This window comes from Achromobacter sp. NCFB-sbj8-Ac1-l (genome assembly GCF_052695805.1).
The window spans coordinates 1,351,648-1,369,881 of record NZ_CP199812.1 but is presented as its reverse complement, the minus strand read 5'-3'; the positions used below and the strand labels follow the sequence as shown (position 1 = coordinate 1,369,881).

The window sequence follows — 18,234 nt, the reverse complement described above, 5'->3', positions numbered from 1 at the left end:
CGCCAGGAAGCCGGCGCCATTCTGAATATTGGTTTATGCCGCTTCGGAGGCCATCATCTGGACGGCCGAATCTATATCTACCGCAACGATACGCGAAACCCCCTGCTCTTGCATGGTGACGCCGATCAGCTGCTTGGCCATCTGCATCGCGATCTTGTTGTGCGAGATGAACAGGAACTGGGTCTGCTCGCTCATGTTGGCGACCAGGTTGGCGTAGCGTTCGGTGTTGGCGTCGTCCAGCGGCGCGTCCACCTCGTCCAGCAGGCAGAACGGCGCGGGGTTCAGCTTGAACAGCGCGAACACCAGCGCGGTCGCGGTCAGGGCCTTTTCGCCGCCGGACAACAGGTGGATGGTGCTGTTGCGCTTGCCCGGGGGCTGTGCCATCACCTGCACGCCGGCGTCGAGGATTTCTTCGCCGGTCATGGTCAGCTTGGCTTCGCCCCCGCCGAACAGCTTGGGGAAGAGCTCGCCAAAGTGGCCATTGACCACGTTGAAGGTCTCTTGCAGCAGTTCGCGGGTTTCGCGGTCGATCTTGCGGATGGCGTCTTCGAGGGTATCGATGGCGGTCATCAGGTCCTGGTGCTGCGCATCCAGGAAGCCCTTGCGCTCGCGCGAGGTGTTCAGTTCGTCCAGCGCGGCCAGGTTGACCGATCCCAGGGACTCGATCTGGCGTGAAATACGCGTGACTTCCGATTGCAGCCAGTTGGCACGGCGCCATTCGTCGGGCTGGTTGGCCAGGTCCTGGGCCAGGGCCTCGCGGTCGACTTCACGCGCGTTCAGCTGCTCGGTGAATTGTTCTTCGGCCAGCCGGGCGGCCTGCTCCTGCAACTGCAGTTCGGTGATGCGGGCGCGGCGCGGCTCGAGGGTGCGCTCTTGCTGCATGCGGTCTTCGTCGGCGCCGCGCAAGAGGGCCGACAGGTTTTCCATTTCCTGGCGCGCGCGCGACAGCGCGTCTTCGCGCTCGGCGCGCAATTCCAGGGCGTCCTGCAAGCCGGCCTGCGACGCCGAGGCGTCCAGGTCGACCAGGTCGGCCTGCAGTTGTTCGAGTTCGACACTGGCGCGCTGGCTCTGGTCGGCCGCCAATTGCTGGTTGCGCTGCAGGTCGGTGATGCGGACCTGGATACTGCGCTCGGCGAATTCGGCTTCCTGGGCGGCGCGTTCCAGTTCGCGCAGACGCGTACGGGCGGCCTCGGCCTGGGCGGCCAGGGTTTCGCCGTCCATCTCTGCATCGGCGAACCTGGACTGATGTTCGGCCAGTTCCTCGTCCAGGGCCTCGAAGCGGGCTTCGGCCTCTTCGCGGGTGGCGCGCAGGTCTTCTTCGTGGGCGGAGATTTCTTCCAGGTCCTGGCGCAGGCGCGAGGCGCGCTCGCCGGACTGCTCGGCCTGCTGTTGCAGGCGCGAGTGTTCAAGCTGGATGTCATGCACCCGGCGGGTCACTTCGGCCACGCGCTGGCGCGCCGGCGCGATGGCCTGGCTGACCTGCTGCCAGGCGACCTCGGCGCGGGCCACCGCGGCGCGAGCCTGGTCGGTGATCAGTTGCTGGGCCTTGATCTCGCGTTGCAGGTTTTCGATTTCCTGCTGACGGGCCAACAGGCCGGCCTGTTCGGAATCCGGGGCGTAGAAGCGCACGCTGTGCGCATCCACCAGGTGGCCGGCCTTGACCACGCAGGCCGAACCGGCCGGCAGCGTGGCGCGCATCGCCAGGGCCTGGGTCAGGTCGGTGGCGGTGTAGATGCCGCCCAGCCACTCGTTGAGCAGCGTACGCAGGTCAGGATCGGTGATGCGCAGCAGGCTGGCCAGCGACGTCATGCCGGCCGGCGCGGCCGGGGCGGGCGCCGCCGGCGGCAATTGATAGAAAGCCAGGCGGGCGGGCGGCGCATCGTCCGAGAACGCGCGGGCCCAGTCCAGGTTGCGCACTTCCAGCGAGGCCATGCGCTCGCGCAGCGCGGCTTCCAGGGCGGTTTCCCAGCCGGGCTCCACGTGCAGCTTCTGCCACAGGCGCGCCAGGCCGGCCAGCTCGTGCTTGGCCAGCCAGGGTTCCAGGGCGCCCTGCTTCTGGACGTCTTCCTGCAGCTTGACCAGCGCCGACAGGCGGGCCTCAAGGCGGGCCAGGTTCTGGGCGTCGGTCTGGGCGGCGGCCTGGGCGCGGCTGCGTTCGGCGTCGGCTTCGGGCACCCGGCCTTCCAGGGTGGCCAGTTCTTCCTGGGCTTCTTCAAGCTGGTCTTCGCCTGCCGCGCGGTCGCCAGCCAGTTGCTCCAGGCGAGCCGGGTCGGGGCTGTGCAATTCGCGCAGTTCCTGTTGCAGACGCTCGCGGCGCTGCTCCAGGGCCTGCATCTGGCGGTCGGCGTCGCGCTGGGTCTGCGCCACCAGGGCCAGGTTCTGCTCCACCCGGGCCAGGGCGGCGCGCATCTCGTCGCGGCCGGAGGCGGCTTCGCGCACCCGCTGCTCGACCGCCGGCAAGGCCGCCTGGGCGTCTTCGGCGGTGGCGCGGGCCTCTTCGGTACGAGCGGCGCCGGCGGCCAGGTCTTCTTCCGCCTGCGCGATCTGCTCGGTGCAATGCTCGCGCTGGGTGGTCCATTCGGCGATCTGCTGCTGCAACTGGTCGCGACGCGCCTGCAGGCGGTTGCGGGAATCCACCACGTGGCGGATCTCGGCCTCGAGGCGACTCACCTGGGCATTGGCTTCGTACAGCGCGCCCTGGGCCGTATGGACGGCATCGCTGGCGGCGTAGTGGGCCTGGCGGCGGGATTCCAGCGCGGCCTCACCGGCCCGCAGGCCGGCAATGGCGGCCTCGAGCTCGTTCTGGGCCTGCGCCATTTCCTGGGCTTTCCTGGCCCGCTCTTCGCGGGCGCCGGTTTCCTTCAGGAACCACAGGGCATGCTGCTTCTTTTCGCCGTCGGCCTGCAACTCGCGGTAACGGGTGGCGACCTCGGCCTGGGCTTCCAGCTTTTCCAGCTGACTGTTCAGTTCGCGCAGGATGTCTTCGACGCGGGTCAGGTTCTCGCGCGTGTCGGACAGGCGGTTTTCGGTTTCGCGGCGGCGCTCTTTGTAGCGCGACACGCCCGCGGCCTCTTCCAGGAACACCCGCAATTCCTCGGGGCGCGCCTCGATCAGGCGGTTGATCATGCCCTGGCCGATGATCGCGTAGCCCCGCGCGCCCAGGCCGGTGCCCAGGAAAATGTCGTGGATGTCGCGGCGGCGGACCTGCTGGTTATTGACGAAATAGCTGCTGGCGCCGTCGCGGGTCAGGACGCGGCGCACGGCGATTTCGGCGTAGGTGCTCCATTGCCCCGCGGCGCGGCCCTCGCTGTTGTCGAACACCATTTCGACCGACGCCCGGGCCGCCGGCTTGCGGTTGCCCGAGCCGTTGAAAATGACGTCCTGCATGGACTCGCCGCGCAGCTCCGAGGCCTTGGCCTCGCCGAGCACCCAGCGCACCGCGTCAATGATGTTCGATTTGCCGCAGCCATTGGGACCCACCACGCCCACCAGCTGGCTGGGCACGGGAATCACGGTGGGATCGACGAAAGACTTGAAGCCGGCGAGTTTTAGCTGAGTGAGACGCACAGTACGATGACGACGGGGTGGGTTGAACGAAAGGCGTTAACGGACCTGCCGCACACATTGCAAACCGGCCCCAGGGGGGCCGGCTCACGTATGGGTCGTATGATACCGCAGGCAGTCTGTCCCCAAACGTGAACAACGGTCAAGCCGGGGGCTGCCCGCATCCTGACCCCCCTCGGGCTGACCTGCCGCAACCCGCGGGCAAACGCTGAATAGCCCTACCCGCGCCACGGGCTATACTCGCTGACACTTTTTCGCAAGTCACATAAATTTTCACGCAGACTGACCGGGCTCAGGTCAAAGAACGGGGACATTCTTGAAACGAGGTTTCTATCTGGTCATGGCCGCGCAGGCCTTCTCATCATTGGCGGACAACGCGCTGTTCATCGCAGCCATCGCCTTGATACAGGAACTGCACGGCCCCGACTGGTTGGCGCCCTTGATGAAATGGTCCTTCGCGCTGGCCTACGTGGTGCTGGCGGCCTTTGTCGGCGCCCTGGCGGACTCGTTCCCCAAGGGCCGCGTCATGTTCTCGACCAACGCCCTGAAAGTCGCCGGCTGCCTGCTGATGTTCTCGTACGCCAGCGTCGGCGTCGCCCCTGAATACCAGACCTATCTCGTCTGCGCCGCCTATGCGGTCGTGGGCATCGGCGCCGCCGCCTACTCCCCCGCCAAATACGGCATCGTCACCGAGATGCTGCCCCCGACCATGCTGGTCAAGGGCAACAGCTGGATCGAAGGCCTGACTGTCTTCTCCATCATCCTGGGCACGGTGCTGGGCGGGCTGCTGATCTCCACCACGGTGTCCACCGCGCTGCTGAACCACTCGTTCATCGGCAAGCTGGTGCACACGCCGGCCGAGGCCGCCATCCTGGTCATCGCCTTCGTCTACCTGCTGGCAGCGCTGTGCAACCTGCTGATTCCGCGCACCCACGTGCGCTATCCGCCGCAGCAGAAGAACCCGGTCAAGCTCATCCGCACGTTCTGGGGTTATGTCTGCGTGCTGTGGCGCGACAAGCTGGGCCAGATCTCCCTCGCGGTCACCACGCTGTTCTGGGGCGCGGGCGCGACTTTGCAACTGATTGTCATCGAATGGGGCCGCAGCCACCTGGGCTACCAGCTCGACAAGGCGTCGATGCTGATGGGCGTGGCCGCCCTGGGCACGGTCGTCGGTTCCATCCTGGCGGGCCGCATTCCGCTGCGTCGCGCGCTGGCGGTGCTGCCCGTGGGCGCCGCGATGGGCCTGGTCGTGCTGCTGATGCCGCTGGTGTATTCGCCCTGGAGCGTCTACCTGCTGTTGCTGCTGACCGGTGGCCTGGCAGGGTTCTTCGTGGTGCCCATGAATGCCCTGCTGCAACATCGTGGCCACGTGCTGCTGTCCGCCGGCCACTCCATCGCCGTGCAGAACTTCAACGAGCAGCTCAACATCCTGCTGATGGTGGCGATGTACACCCTGCTGCTGTGGCTGCAACTGCCCATCAACGTCATCATCGTGATCTTCGGCACCGTGGTCGCCGTGCTGATGGTGGTGTTCATGCGCTGGAGCAAGCGCAACCTGGCCAACGACCCCGATCTGCACGACCAGATCGGCCAGGAAGGCCACGGCCACGCGCTGGACTCGACCAAGGGCCACTGACGCCCGCCCCCAACAAACAGAAAGGCCGGCGGTCCATCACGGATGCCGGCCTTTTTTTTGCCTGTGCCCCGGGCAACGTGGACCCGGTTCGGCCCTGCCCGCCTACACCCTGCCTACCTACATACGGGCCGCCAGTTTCAAATCCTGCCAGGCGCGCGCCTTCTCGGCCGGACTGCGCAGCAGATAAGCCGGGTGGTAGCTCACGATCACCGGAATCTCGCGTCCTTCGTCCGTCTTCATCTGGTGGATGCGGCCACGCAGGCTGCCGATGGTGGCATCGGTGCCCAGCAGCGCCTGAGCGGCGAACCGCCCCAGCACCAGGATGCGCTCGGGCTTGAGCAGCGCGATCTGGCGCATCAGGTAAGGACTGCAGGCGGCAATTTCCTCGGGCTTGGGATTGCGGTTGCCCGGGGGCCGGCACTTGATGACGTTGGCGATGAACACGTCGCGCTCGCGGCTCATGCCCACCGCAGACAGCATGGCATCCAGCAATTGGCCGGAGCGGCCCACGAAGGGTTGGCCCTGGCGGTCTTCCTGTTCGCCCGGGGCCTCGCCCACCACCAGCCAGCGCGTGGGCTGGCCGCCGTGCCCGAACACCGCGTGGCGGCGCCCCTCGCACAGGCCGCAGGCCGTGCAGGCCACGACTTGTTCCCGCAGTTCGTCCAGGTTGGCGTGCTTGACGGCCTCGGCCACCGGGATGCGCACCGGCGCGGCGTCAGGCGCAGCATCGGCCTTGGCCGCGGGACGCGGCGGCGGCCCATTGCGCACGGCTGCAGCGGGACCGCCCGTGCGCGGTGACGACACAGGGGGCATCCCCGCTTGGGGCATACCCGCTTGGGGCATACCCGCTTGGGGCGTACCCGCCTGGGGCGTACCCGCTATGGGCATATCCGCCTGGGACGCCCCCCCTGCGGCAGGCGCACCGGGCGCGGCCAGGGACGGCACGACGATGGAAGCGGCGCCTTGCGCCCCCGCGCCGGGCGTCGGAGACGCCGCCGCGCCCACTTGCCCGGCCGGGGATGAATCTGTTTTTGAAACAAGGACTTGCGCCACCGGCGCAGCGGCCGGACGCAGCCACAGGCGCTCCATGCCCAGCTCGCGCAGCCACAGGCGCTGCAGCGGATTGACGCGAGGCGCGGACGAGGCCGGCGCGGCGGTCGGGGCCGTCATGCCGCCACTCCTTGGGGCGCGGCAAGCGCATCAAAGCGCTTCTGCATCACCAGGGCGTCTTCGCGCCCGCCCTTCTCGGCAGGGTAATAGCCCCGTCGCAGACCGATCTGCAGATAACCGCGGGCCTGGTAGAACGCCAGGGCTGACACATTGGACGGCCGCACTTCCAGCAGCACGCCCTCCAGGCCGCGCTCGCGCGCCTGCTGCTCGCACCAGTCGAGCAGCACGCTGCCCAGCCCCTGGCGGTGCAGGCTGCGAGCCACGGCGATCACCAGCACGTGGGCCACGTCGGGCGCGAACATCACGATACAGAAACCCGCCACCCGCCCCTCGCGCCGCAGCGTCCAGGCGCCATAACCGGCCGCCAGCGCATCGACGAAATTGCCGCGGGTCCAGGGAAAGGACTGCACGTTGGCCTCGATCGCGACGACGTCGTCGAGATCGGCATCGGTCAGCGGTTGCGGGCACACGGGCGCCAGGGTCGAGGGCGCCTTCGGGTTGCCGCCCTCGCCGCGTTGGCGCTCGGCCGTGGTAAACGCCACCTTGTCGCGCACATACAGCGGTGCCGCCTGTTCCGGGGGCACGGCGTCGCCCCGCAGCCAGCCCTGGCGCGCCAGGCGGGCCACGCTGGCGGCTTCGGGCCGCAGGGCCTCGCTGGCGCGGCGCCAGGCATCGGGCGCGGCCATGTCGGCGGCGTAGGCATCCCAGGCATCGCCCGCCAGCACCACGGCCAGGGGCCGCCCGGCGCTGCGCGACCAGCCAGGCAGATGATGCGCCGTCCAGGGCACGACTTCGGCGGCCGCGATCAGCAGCGGTGCCTGCAGGGTTTCCCAGGCCGGCTCGCCGCCCGCCGGGCCGGCCTGACGGTAAACCGCCAGATAGACTTCATTCATGCGAGCGTCCAGCGCCACCACGATGGCCTCGTCCGCCCCGCCGACGGCCTGGGCGGCCACGGCCTGGTGCGACACAATGGGCAACACCGGAATGCCCAGCCCCATGCCCATGCCCTGGGCCACGCCGCAGGCCACCCGCAAGCCGGTAAAGCCGCCCGGCCCCTGGCCGAACGCCACCGCGTGCAAGGCGCCAGGGGGCAATCCGGCCTGGGCCAACAACTCGTTCGCCATGGGCAAGAGGCGTTCCGCGTGCTCCTGGGACCCCTCATGCTCGCGGACGCTGACCTCCAGCCGGTCGCCGGACGCGCGCAAAAGGGCCACGCCGCAGCGCGACGAAGAAGTTTCCAGAGCCAGCAGGTTTAGTTCCATAGGAGCAGATTGTACGAAATACCGGGCCGTTCCCCCGTATGTAAGGGGGATTTCAACCATGGTTCGCAATGTGTAATATCTTGTGAACGCCCACTAGCCGCTGGTTCTTGTCACTGTTACATTTCCGGCCATGAATACGCAAAACACCACCCCCACCCGAAAAATCCTCGTCGTTGACGATGATCCGCGCTTGCGCGATTTGCTGCGTCGGTATTTGTCCGAGCAGGGATTCAACGTTTTCGTTGCCGAAGACGCCAAAGAGATGGGCAAACTCTGGCAACGCGAGCACTTCGACCTGCTCGTGCTGGATCTGATGCTGCCCGGCGAAGATGGTCTGTCCATTTGCCGCCGGCTGCGCGGTGGCCACGACAACACGCCCATCATCATGCTGACGGCCAAAGCGGAAGAAATCGACCGCATCGTCGGCCTGGAGATGGGCGCGGACGACTATCTGTCCAAACCGTTCAACCCCCGGGAACTGCTGGCTCGGATCAACGCGATCCTGCGCCGCCGCGGCACCGAGGAACATCCCGGCGCCCCCAGCCAGGAAAACGAATCCATCGCCTTCGGCCCCTACGTGCTGAACCTGTCCACCCGTACGCTCACGCGCAACGGCGAACAGGTGCCCATCACCACGGGTGAATTCTCGGTGCTCAAGGTCTTTGCGCGCCATCCGAAGATCCCCCTGTCCCGCGACAAGCTCATGGAACTGGCGCGCGGCCGCGAATACGAAGCCTTCGACCGCAGTCTCGACGTGCAGATCTCGCGCCTGCGCAAGCTGATCGAACCGAATCCGTCCAAGCCCGTATTCATCCAGACCGTCTGGGGTCTCGGATACGTGTTTGTGCCGGACGGTGGTAGCTGACCGACACGCCCGCCCCGGGCAGGAGCGCAGCCTCGTGCCCCGCTTGCGCAGAACCTTCAGGAACCTGACTTCACGTTTGCGGCTCGGCTTGTTCGGCCGCACGTTCCTGCTGCTGGCCGCGCTGATGCTGGTCAGCCTGGGGGCGTGGCTACAAGTCTTCTTCAGCATGGAGCTGGGACCGCGCGCCAATCAAATGGCGCAGCGGGTGATCACGGCCGTCAATATCACGCGCACCGCGCTGATCTATTCGCACAACGGCGAACGCAGCAAGCTCCTGCTCGACCTGGCCACCAACGAAGGCATCCAGGTCTATCCGCGCGAGGTCACCGACTTCGCCGAAGCCCTGCCCGACGACGACTACTGGCAACGCGTTGCCCAGCACATCCGTACCCGCTTCGGCCCCGAAACGCAGATCGCCTGGGGAGTGAACCAGGTACCTGGCTTCTGGGTCAGTTTCCAGATCGAAAAAGACCTGTACTGGCTGGTGTTCGAACGCGAACAGATCGGCCTGACCGGGGGCATCGAATGGCTGGGCTGGGGTGCCACGGCGCTGCTGCTGTCCCTGGTGGGCGCGGCGGTCAGCGTAGGCTTCGTCAACCGACCGCTGTCGCGCCTGGCGCGCGCGGCCCAGGTGCTGTCGCGCGGGGAAACACCTGCGCCCCTGCCCGAGCAGGGGCCGCTGGAAATCCGCGACCTCAACGCCTCGTTCAACCGCATGGCCAAAGACCTGCGGCAGGCCGAGGCCGACCGGGAACTGATGCTGGCGGGGATTTCACACGACCTGCGAACGCCGCTGGCACGCATGCGCCTGGAAATCGAGCTGAGCGGCGTGTCCGAAGACGCCCGCCAGGCCATCGACGAAGACCTTGGCCAGATCGACCACAGTATCGGCCAGCTGATGGAATATGCCCGCCCGGCGGGCACCCTGCCCCAGCTGGCGACCGACATCTCGGCGGTGCTGGCCGAGCTGTACGAGCGCGAGCGCAGCCATACCTCGTCGCTGGGCGGCGACCTGGAAGCTTCACTCGAACCCGGCCTGCGCGCCCGCATCACGGCACTGGACCTCAAGCGCATCGTCAGCAACCTGATCGAGAACGCGCGCCGCTACGGTCGTTCCAGCGACGGCCAGGCTCATCTGGTCATGACACTGCAAGCTGAGGGCGGCATGATCGTCATCGAGGTATCGGACCGCGGGCCCGGCATCGCCCCCGAAGACGTCGACCGCCTGTTGCGGCCGTTCTCGCGCGGCGAGGCCGCCCGCACCGGCGTCAGCGGCGCGGGCCTGGGCCTGGCGATCGTCGAGCGCCTGCTCAAGCACGTGGGCGGCGCCCTGCGCATGCTGCCCCGCGAGGGCGGCGGCCTGGTCGCCCGGATAGAGTTGCCCAAAGCTAAATTTAGGAATTATCAATTAGACAACGATAATCCATAGCGTAGAATTTATGGTTTGAGGCACAGCCTTAATTCCACCAACAACGACTGGGAGTAAACATGAAAACTGTTGGCGACAAACTCGAGCCCTTCAAGGTTACCGGCGTCAAGCCCGGCTTCAACCAGCACGAAGAAAACGGCGTGTCCGCATTCGAAGACATCACCGAAAGCTCGTTCCCCGGCAAGTGGAAGGTGATCTACTTCTACCCGAAAGACTTCACGTTTGTTTGCCCGACCGAAATCGTCGGCTTCAACAAGCTGGCCAAGGATTTCGAAGACCGCGACGCCGTCCTGCTGGGTGGCTCGAGCGACAACGAATTCGTCAAGCTGGCCTGGCGCCGTGAGCACCCGGACCTGAACAAGCTGGGTCACTATCAGTTCGGCGACACCACCGGCGCCCTGATCGACCAGCTGGGCGTGCGTGAAAAGGGTGCTGGCGTTGCCCTGCGCGCCACCTTCATCGTTGACCCGGACAACACGATCCAGCACGTTTCGGTGAACAACCTGAACGTCGGCCGTAACCCGGAAGAAGTTCTGCGTCTGCTCGACGGCCTGCAAACCGACGAGCTGTGCCCGTGCAACCGTACGGTTGGCGGCGCCACGCTGTAATTTCCAGCCCGGCCGGGGACCTGCTTGCGGGTCCTTCGCTGGGCTTTAACTGCTCTAGATTATAGGTAAAAACTATGGAATTTCTTACGACCATTAAGGAACAGCTGCCGGATTGGGCCAAGGACATCCGCCTGAATCTGGACGCCGTGATCGCCCGCTCGACGCTGGCCCCGGAAGATGCCGTCGGCGCTGCCCTGTCGGCCGCCTACGCCGCCCGCAGCCCGGTGCTGGTCGAGGCCTTCAAGAGCGGCCTGTCCGAAACCGACGCCAACGCCGCACTGACCGCGTCCGCGCTCATGGGCATGAACAACACCTGGTACCCGTATGTGGAAATGACCGGCGATGCCCAGTTGAAGAGCCTGCCGGCCCAACTGCGCATGAACGCCTACGCCACCCATGGCGGCGTGGACAAAAAGCGCTTCGAGCTGTTTGCGCTGGTGGCCTCCATCATCGGCAAGTGCCACTTCTGCGTGGCTTCGCACTACGAGAACCTGAAGAAAGACGGCCTGTCGACGGAACAGCTGCGTGACGCCGGCCGCATCGCCTCCGTGGTCAACGCCGCCGCCCTGGCGCTGGCCGCTCAAGGCAAGTAATTCCGCATTGCGCCGCGACAAAAAAAAGCCCGCCTGTGCGAACAGGCGGGCTTTTTTGCCGGGCGGGCGATCGCCGGCCGTCATGCCAGCGGCGGCGCAGTGAGGGTCAGTTGCCCTGGGAGGCCTTGACCTGTACGGTCGGCAGGCCGTTGGCGACCCAGGCCTCGATGCCGCCGCGGTACCAGTAGACCGGCCAGCCCAGCGTGCCGGCGCGCAGCGCGGCGTTATAGGAAGAGCGGTCATTCATGCTGCCACCGATGAACACCAGCGGCACATTGTGTTCTTTCTCGGTGCCCGTCTTCTTGTGCAGCCAGCCGTCGAATGCGTTCTGCATCTGGTCGGTGACGCTGCCGTCCTGGCCCGCATCGATCAGCGGGTAGGCGTCCGGCACCGTTTCGCGCAGGCCGCTGGTATCGATCATCAAGAGATTCTTCTCGTTCTTGAGCAGATAGACCAGATCCTTGGTGGTGATCACCTTGGCGCGAGGATGGCTGGCGGGCGTCGGGCCTTTGTAGGGCGCCGAGAACAGCAGGGTGGTCGGCGGCACGCCGGTCTCCTGCAGTTCGTCGAAGCCGCCGGCCGGCGCGCGCGGCGGCTGGCCGCCCGACGGTTGCTGGCGCGGCTGCTGTTGCGGCTGCCCGGGCTGTTGTTGGGGGGCGCCCCCGCCTTGCTTGATCTCGCCCCCGACCGTGCCCATTTCGATGTCGGAAATCATCACCGCGATGTTCTCGATCAGCTCGTAGCACATCGTGATGGTGCCTTCGCGCGGGCTGTACCAGGCGTTGAGCTTGCCGCAGTCCTTGAAGGTCACGTTCACCGGTCGCGGCAGCACGTAGGTCTTGCCGAGCAGCTTGATGTTGTCGCCGATGGCCTGCGAGAGGTTGTTGGCGAACAGGTTGCCGATGCGGCGCGACGACGGTTCGAAGGTGACGTTCACCGGTGCGCCGGGCGCGTTTGCCGGCTGCTGCCCGTCCGGCGTCCAGGCGCCGACGCGGGTGTACGGCGCCAGGATCCGGCGCCAGGCGCGGTTCTGCTTGGTGAATTCATCGCCGCAGCGCGCCTTGGTGCGGTCTTCGAAGCCGACCTCCTGGACCAGCGACTCGAACACGGCCGGGTTGCCGCCGTACATGATGCACAGCATGTTGCGGAACCGCTTGAGATCGCCCGTGTGCTCGTCCTGCCAGGGCGAGTTGCCCGCGCCCTTGGCTTCGGCCAGCTTGCCGTTGTAGTACCACTGCAGGGCCGCGTACTTGGCCGCGCCCTGCACCATGGCGTTGGTGTCCTTGTTATCGGACGGGTACATGGTCGGTTCGACCACGTGCAGCGCCGAGTAGATATCGACCGCGTCTTCTTCGGCGCCGGTCGACGGCAGTTCCAGTTCGCCGATCAGGGCATGGCCGAACTCGTGCAGGAAAATGCTGCGCATGATCCCGACATAGACCGCCACGATGCGGGTGGAGTCGCCGCCAAAGCGCGGATAGGGGCCGGTGCCCGGCAAGCCGCTGTTGTCGCTGGACGCAGGCGTGCGAGCCGGCGCCGTCTGCTGGCCCCCACCGCCCCCCCCGCCGCTGCGGGCCGGCAAACCGCCCGATTGCCCGTTGCCGCCACCGGACTGGGCGGGCGCCAGGTTGGAATTGACCGTGAAGTCGGCGATGCCGAACGTGCCGACGTCATACGCCATGATGCCGACCTCGGAACCGAGCGCGGCCGCGTCTTCGACGTCGCCGATCTTCTGGCCGTTCACGATGAATCGTGCGGCGCCCGGCACTTCCACCACCTTGATGCGGTCGGAACCATCGAGCTTGGCCAGGTTGGGCACCGATGCGATGTCGCGACGGTTCTGCCCATCCAGGCAGAACAGCTGCGTGTTCTTGTCGGCGGTAATTTCGATCAGGCACAGGCCCTTGCGCGCGCGGTTGGTCAGCGCGACGCCGATGGAGGCCTTGGGTTTCTGCGAATTCAGGACGACGTTCACGTCGATGATGCGGCCCGTTTCCGGTGCCGGCCCGAGATTCAGGTACAGCGTCTGTTCGCTGCCGCTGGTCTCTTTGTTGCGCAGGGTGAACCAGCCGTCCTGGACCCCTGCGGTCCAACCTTGCAGCATTTGCTGCCGTACCGCGCCGGCCAGCGGGCCGAGTTGCTGCTCGAATTCAGCATGTGCTGGCGAACCAAATGCGACGAGGGCCAAAAACAGGGCAACGCCACGTACATGCATCCTAGTGTCCCTAATATTCAGGCGAGAATAGCGGAGAATATTCCAGTTCAAACCCGGTCGCAAGGCGAAAACAGGCTGTGTTTTCGGCCGTCGGGCTCAAACCGCGCGGGACTTGCGCCGAGCCGCAGGAAGGACGCCACTCGCGCCCATTTTTTCCGTTTGTTAATTAGTTATATACATGTATCTGCGTATATAAAAAAACAACGGTCAGGCGCGGGCCAGCAGCGCCACCACGGTCGCCGAGATGCCTTCTTTACGGCCCAGATAACCCAGGCCTTCGTTGGTCTTGGCCTTGATGTTGACCTCGGTCTCGGCCAGGCCGGTGTCCGCCGCGATGTGCCTGACCATGGCGGGCGCGTGCGGGCCGATCTTGGGCGCCTGCGCGTGCACGGTGGCGTCGATGTTGACGGGCACCCAGCCGGCGGCGCGCACGCGCGCCATGGCTTCGCGCAGCAGCACCCGGCTGTCCGCACCCTTGAAGGCGGGGTCGGTGTCCGGGAAGTGGCGGCCGATGTCGCCCAGGCCGGCGGCGCCCAGCAGCGCGTCGGTGATGGCATGCAGCAGCACATCCGCATCGGAATGGCCCAGCAGGCCGTGCGTATGGGGGATGGTCACGCCGCCGATGATCAGCGGGCGGCCCTCGACCAGCGCGTGTACGTCAAAACCTTGTCCGACGCGGAAGGGAATACTCATAGCCATTTTTCCATCAGTTCGAAATCGTCCGGCCAGGTCACTTTGAAATTGCGCATCGCGCCCGGCACCAGCAGGGGGGCATAGCCCGCGGCCTCCAGGGCCGAGGCCTCGTCGGTGACCGCGACACCGTTCACGGCAGCGGCCGTCAGCGCATCGCGCAGCGCGCCCGCACGGAACATCTGCGGGGTCTGCGCCAGCCACAGGCCGTTGCGGTCCAGCGTGCGCTCGACGCGTTCGTGGCCGCCCTTGACGGTGTCGGCCACCGGCAGCGCCAGCAGGCCGCCCACGGGATCTTGCAGGCAGGCGTCGATCAGGCGGGCCAGCGCGGCAGCGGGCAAGCCCGGCCGAGCCGCATCATGCACCAGTACCCAGGTGTCGTCGGCCACGCCGCTGTCGGCCAGGGCCCCGGCCACGGTATCGGCGCGGGTGGTGCCGCCGCAGGCCCGCCAGACGGTGCGCGGCAGGCCGGTCAGGGCCTGGTCGACCCAGCCGTCGCCCGGCGTCACGGCCACCCGCACCTGCGACACGCGGTCGTCGGCCAGCAGCGCCAGGACCGCATGGCGCAACATGGGCTGTCCGGCCAGCGGACGGTACTGTTTCGGCACGGCCTGGGCGCCGGGCCGGCTGGCGCGGGCGCCGACGCCCGCGGCGGGCACGATCGCAATGATTGAGTCAGACATGGTTCGGTGATTTTATAATCTTCCGCTTGATGCCTGCTCCCAGCCTGATGCCCGCCCCCACCTCCTCCGCCACGGCAGCGCCGCCCGTCCCTGCGACCGCCCCCACTCTTGCCGCGCTGAAAGCCGGCGCGCGCTACGCCCAGCCCCGTCCGCCGGGGTCCGGCGACGCCTGGCTGCTGGCCGACCTGGCCCGGCAGGCGGCCGCGCCCCTGGTCGTGCTGACGGCCGAGCCACTCGAAGCGCAGCGCCTGGCCGAGGAAATCGCCCTTTTCGCCCCCGGGCTGCGGGTACGCCAGCTGCCCGACTGGGAAACGCTGCCCTACGACGCGTTTTCGCCCCACCAGGATCTGATCTCCGAACGCCTGCACACGCTGCATTCGCTGATGACCAAGTCGGTGGACGTGCTGACGGTGCCGGTGACCACGGCGCTGTACCGCCTGGCCCCCCCCTCGTTCCTGGCGGCCTACACGTTTTCGTTCCGCCAGAAAGACAAGCTGAACGAAGCCGCGCTGCGGGCGCAACTGACGCTGGCCAACTACAACCACGTCACCCAGGTCACCGCGCCGGGGGAATTCTGCCTGCGCGGCGGCCTGATCGACCTGTTCCCGATGGGCTCGGCATTGCCCTACCGGCTGGACCTGTTCGACGACGAGATCGAGACCATCCGCAGCTTTGACGTGGACACCCAGCGCAGCCTGTACCCGGTGCGCGAGGTGCAACTGCTGCCCGGCCGCGAATTCCCCATGGACGAGGATTCGCGCAACCGCTTCCGTGCGCGTTTCCGCGAGGTCTTCGAAGGCGACCCGTCGCGCGCCCTGCCCTACAAAGACATCGGCAACGGCATTCCGTTTGCCGGGGTCGAGTACTACCTGCCGCTGTTCTTCGAAGAAACCGCCACGCTGTTCGACTACCTGACCGAAGGCACCATCACGGTCACGGTCGGCGACATCGACGACGCCATGATGCGGTTCAGCCAGGACACCGGCAGCCGCTACAACTTCCTCAAGAGCGACCGCGAGCGACCGGTGCTGCCGCCGTCGGCCCTGTTCCTGGACGAACAGGCGCTGTACGCCCACTTGAAGGCGTTCCGCCGCCTGTCGCTGGCCGCAGGCCAGCCGCACCCCGATTTCCGCGCCGCGCCCGACGTCAGCGTGGCGCGCCGGTCCGACGACCCGATCGCCAAGCTGCGCACGCTGGTGGGCAAGCATCAGGGCCGGGTGTTGCTGTGCGCCGATTCGGCCGGGCGGCGCGAGACGCTGGTGCAGATGCTGAACGAATTCGGCGTCACGCCGGACGCCCAGCCGGACACGGTCGAGGCCTTCCTGGCGTCAGATGCCCATTTCGGCATCGTGGCCGCGCCCTTGGCCACGGGCTTCGAGCTGCCGCAGGCAAACCTGGCCTTCCTGACCGAGAATGACCTGTATCCCGGGCTGGCCAGCACCGGCCGGCGCGGCAAGCGCGACCAGGAACGCGCCAGCAACGTCGAAGCCATGGTGCGCGATCTGTCCGAGCTGCGCGCCGGCGATCCTGTCGTGCATGCGCAGCACGGCATCGGCCGCTACCACGGCCTGGTCAACATGGACATGGGCGAAGGCGAGATGGAATTCCTGCATCTCGAGTACGCCAACGGCAGCACGCTGTACGTGCCGGTGTCGCAGCTGCACGTGATTGCCCGCTACAGCGGCGCCGATCCCGAAGCCGCACCGCTGCACCAGCTGGGTTCGGGCCAATGGGACAAGGCACGCCGCAAGGCCGCCAAGCAGGTGCGCGACACCGCCGCCGAACTGCTCGCGCTGTACGCCCAACGCGCCGCGCGCGAGGGCTTTGCCTTCAACCTGCCGCTGAACGACTACCAGGCCTTTGCCGAAGGCTTCGGCTTCGAGGAAACCGCCGACCAGGCCGCCGCCATCGAGGCCGTCCTGGCCGACATGACCTCGGGCCGGCCGATGGACCGCCTGGTCTGCGGCGACGTCGGCTTCGGCAAGACCGAGGTCGCCCTGCGCGCCGCCTTCCTGGCCGTGGCCAACGGCAAGCAGGTCGCCCTGCTCTGCCCCACCACGCTCTTGGCTGAACAGCACGCGCAGACATTCTCAGACCGCTTTGCCGACTGGCCCGTGCGGGTGGTGGAACTGTCGCGCTTCCGGTCACCCAAGGAGGTGGCAGCCGCCGTCGAAGGCATCAACGACGGCCGAGTCGACATCGTCATCGGCACCCACAAGATCCTGTCCAAGGACGTGAAGTTCAAGCGCCTGGGCCTGGTCATCATCGACGAAGAGCACCGTTTCGGCGTGCGCCAGAAAGAGGCGCTGAAGGCGCTGCGCGCCGAGGTCGACGTGCTGACCCTGACGGCCACGCCAATTCCGCGCACGCTGGGCATGTCGCTGGAAGGCATCCGCGACTTTTCCGTCATCGCCACCGCGCCGCAAAAGCGCCTGGCCATCAAGACGTTCGTGCGGCGCGAAGACGGCAGCACGCTGCGCGAGGCGCTGCTGCGCGAACTCAAGCGCGGCGGCCAGTGCTACTTCCTGCACAACGAGGTCGAGACCATCCACAACCGCCGTGCCCGCCTGGAAGAACTGGTGCCCGAGGCCCGCATCGCGGTGGCCCACGGTCAGATGCCCGAGCGCGAACTGGAACAGGTGATGAAGGGCTTCTACCAGCAACGCTACAACGTGCTGCTGTGCACCACCATCATCGAGACCGGCATCGACGTGCCCAGCGCGAACACCATCGTGATCCACCGCGCCGATCGCTTCGGCCTGGCACAGTTGCACCAGTTGCGCGGCCGGGTCGGCCGTTCGCACCACCAGGCCTATGCGTACCTGCTGACACCGGGCGAAGACGCCATCACCAGCAACGCCAAGAAGCGGCTGGAGGCCATCCAGGCCATGGAAGAACTGGGTTCGGGCTTCTACCTGGCCATGCACGACCTGGAGATCCGCGGCACCGGCGAAGTGCTCGGCGACTCGCAGTCGGGCAACATCCAGGAAGTCGGCTTCTCGATGTACAACGAGATGCTCAACGAGGCCGTGCGCGCCCTGCGGGCCGGTGAAGAACCCGACCTGGACGCGCCCTTCAACCTGGCCTGCGAAGTCAACCTGCATGCGCCGGCGCTGCTGCCGTCCGATTATTGCGCCGACGTGCACGCACGCCTGGGCGTCTACAAGCGCCTGGCTCATGCCGCCGACGAAGACGACCTGATCCACATCCAGGAAGAGCTGATCGACCGCTTCGGCAAACTGCCTGAGGCCGCCCAGACCTTGCTCACCACGCACCGCCTGCGCCTGGCCGCGCAACCGCTGGGCATCGTCAAGATCGACGCCAGCGAGACCCAGGCGCTGCTGCAGTTCGGCCCCAAGACCAGCGTCGATCCTGCCAAAATCATCGAGCTGGTGCAGCGCCAACGCCACATCAAACTCGCCGGACAGGATAAATTGCGGGTTGAGATCAAGGCTGCGCAAATCCCCGCCCGCGCCGACGCGGTGCGTGCCGTGCTGCGCGCCCTGAAGTAACCCGCCC

The 18,234-nt window shown here is 66.8% G+C and carries 12 protein-coding genes; 6 read left to right on the top strand and 6 right to left on the bottom strand.

Features of this window, described 5'->3' with window-relative positions; translation table 11 throughout:
• Positions 1 to 33 precede the first annotated feature (33 nt).
• Positions 34 to 3,567, bottom strand: a complete 3,534-nt coding sequence (gene smc / locus ACUDP5_RS06305) for a chromosome segregation protein SMC (RefSeq protein ID WP_445658400.1) — start codon at positions 3,565 to 3,567, stop codon at positions 34 to 36.
• A 313-nt stretch (positions 3,568 to 3,880) separates the two neighbouring features.
• Between smc and lplT the strand changes: the two genes are divergently transcribed.
• Positions 3,881 to 5,200: a lysophospholipid transporter LplT gene (gene lplT / locus ACUDP5_RS06300; RefSeq protein ID WP_445658399.1), complete on the top strand. Its 1,320-nt coding sequence runs from the start codon at positions 3,881 to 3,883 to the stop codon at positions 5,198 to 5,200.
• Between the two features lie 117 nt (positions 5,201 to 5,317).
• On the opposite strand, the gene ACUDP5_RS06295 is transcribed toward lplT, so the two are convergent.
• Positions 5,318 to 6,370 carry a uracil-DNA glycosylase gene (locus ACUDP5_RS06295; protein ID WP_445658398.1) on the bottom strand — a complete coding sequence of 351 codons (1,053 nt, stop codon included), beginning with the start codon at positions 6,368 to 6,370 and terminating at the stop codon, positions 5,318 to 5,320.
• Positions 6,367 to 7,632, bottom strand: coding sequence for a tRNA (adenosine(37)-N6)-threonylcarbamoyltransferase complex dimerization subunit type 1 TsaB (tsaB, locus tag ACUDP5_RS06290; protein ID WP_445658397.1), 1,266 nt, complete (start codon positions 7,630 to 7,632; stop codon positions 6,367 to 6,369). The genes ACUDP5_RS06295 and tsaB overlap by 4 nt, the downstream gene beginning before the upstream one ends.
• Positions 7,633 to 7,762: 130 nt before the next feature.
• On the opposite strand from tsaB, the gene risA reads away from it, so the two are divergent.
• From risA to ACUDP5_RS06270, 4 genes are all read left to right on the top strand, one after another.
• Positions 7,763 to 8,497, top strand: a complete 735-nt coding sequence (risA, locus tag ACUDP5_RS06285) for a response regulator transcription factor RisA (RefSeq protein ID WP_003813882.1) — start codon at positions 7,763 to 7,765, stop codon at positions 8,495 to 8,497.
• 34 nt (positions 8,498 to 8,531) lie between these two features.
• Complete coding sequence (gene risS / locus ACUDP5_RS06280) at positions 8,532 to 9,926, top strand: sensor histidine kinase RisS (protein WP_175190987.1); 1,395 nt, start codon at positions 8,532 to 8,534, stop codon at positions 9,924 to 9,926.
• A 59-nt stretch (positions 9,927 to 9,985) separates the two neighbouring features.
• Positions 9,986 to 10,534 carry a peroxiredoxin gene (locus ACUDP5_RS06275; protein ID WP_006389231.1) on the top strand — a complete coding sequence of 183 codons (549 nt, stop codon included), beginning with the start codon at positions 9,986 to 9,988 and terminating at the stop codon, positions 10,532 to 10,534.
• Positions 10,535 to 10,608: 74 nt separating this feature from the next.
• On the top strand, positions 10,609 to 11,127 hold the full coding sequence (locus ACUDP5_RS06270) for a carboxymuconolactone decarboxylase family protein (protein WP_199167074.1): 519 nt from the start codon (positions 10,609 to 10,611) through the stop codon (positions 11,125 to 11,127).
• Positions 11,128 to 11,233: 106 nt separating this feature from the next.
• Here ACUDP5_RS06270 and ACUDP5_RS06265 read toward each other — a convergent pair whose 3' ends face one another.
• The 3 genes from ACUDP5_RS06265 to ispD all read right to left on the bottom strand — a co-directional run bounded on the left by ACUDP5_RS06265 (position 11,234) and on the right by ispD (position 14,715).
• Positions 11,234 to 13,231 (bottom strand): DUF4344 domain-containing metallopeptidase, encoded by a 1,998-nt coding sequence (locus tag ACUDP5_RS06265; RefSeq protein ID WP_445658396.1) that lies wholly within the window; start codon positions 13,229 to 13,231, stop codon positions 11,234 to 11,236.
• A 318-nt stretch (positions 13,232 to 13,549) separates the two neighbouring features.
• Positions 13,550 to 14,035 carry a 2-C-methyl-D-erythritol 2,4-cyclodiphosphate synthase gene (gene ispF / locus ACUDP5_RS06260; RefSeq protein WP_263910429.1) on the bottom strand — a complete coding sequence of 162 codons (486 nt, stop codon included), beginning with the start codon at positions 14,033 to 14,035 and terminating at the stop codon, positions 13,550 to 13,552.
• Positions 14,032 to 14,715 (bottom strand): 2-C-methyl-D-erythritol 4-phosphate cytidylyltransferase, encoded by a 684-nt coding sequence (gene ispD / locus ACUDP5_RS06255; RefSeq protein ID WP_263910428.1) that lies wholly within the window; start codon positions 14,713 to 14,715, stop codon positions 14,032 to 14,034. Before ispD ends, ispF begins: the two co-directional genes overlap by 4 nt.
• A 29-nt stretch (positions 14,716 to 14,744) precedes the next feature.
• Between ispD and mfd the strand changes: the two genes are divergently transcribed.
• Entirely contained in the window at positions 14,745 to 18,227 is a 3,483-nt protein-coding gene (gene mfd, locus ACUDP5_RS06250; protein ID WP_445658395.1) for a transcription-repair coupling factor, read from the top strand.
• The last annotated feature ends 7 nt before the right edge of the window (positions 18,228 to 18,234 follow it).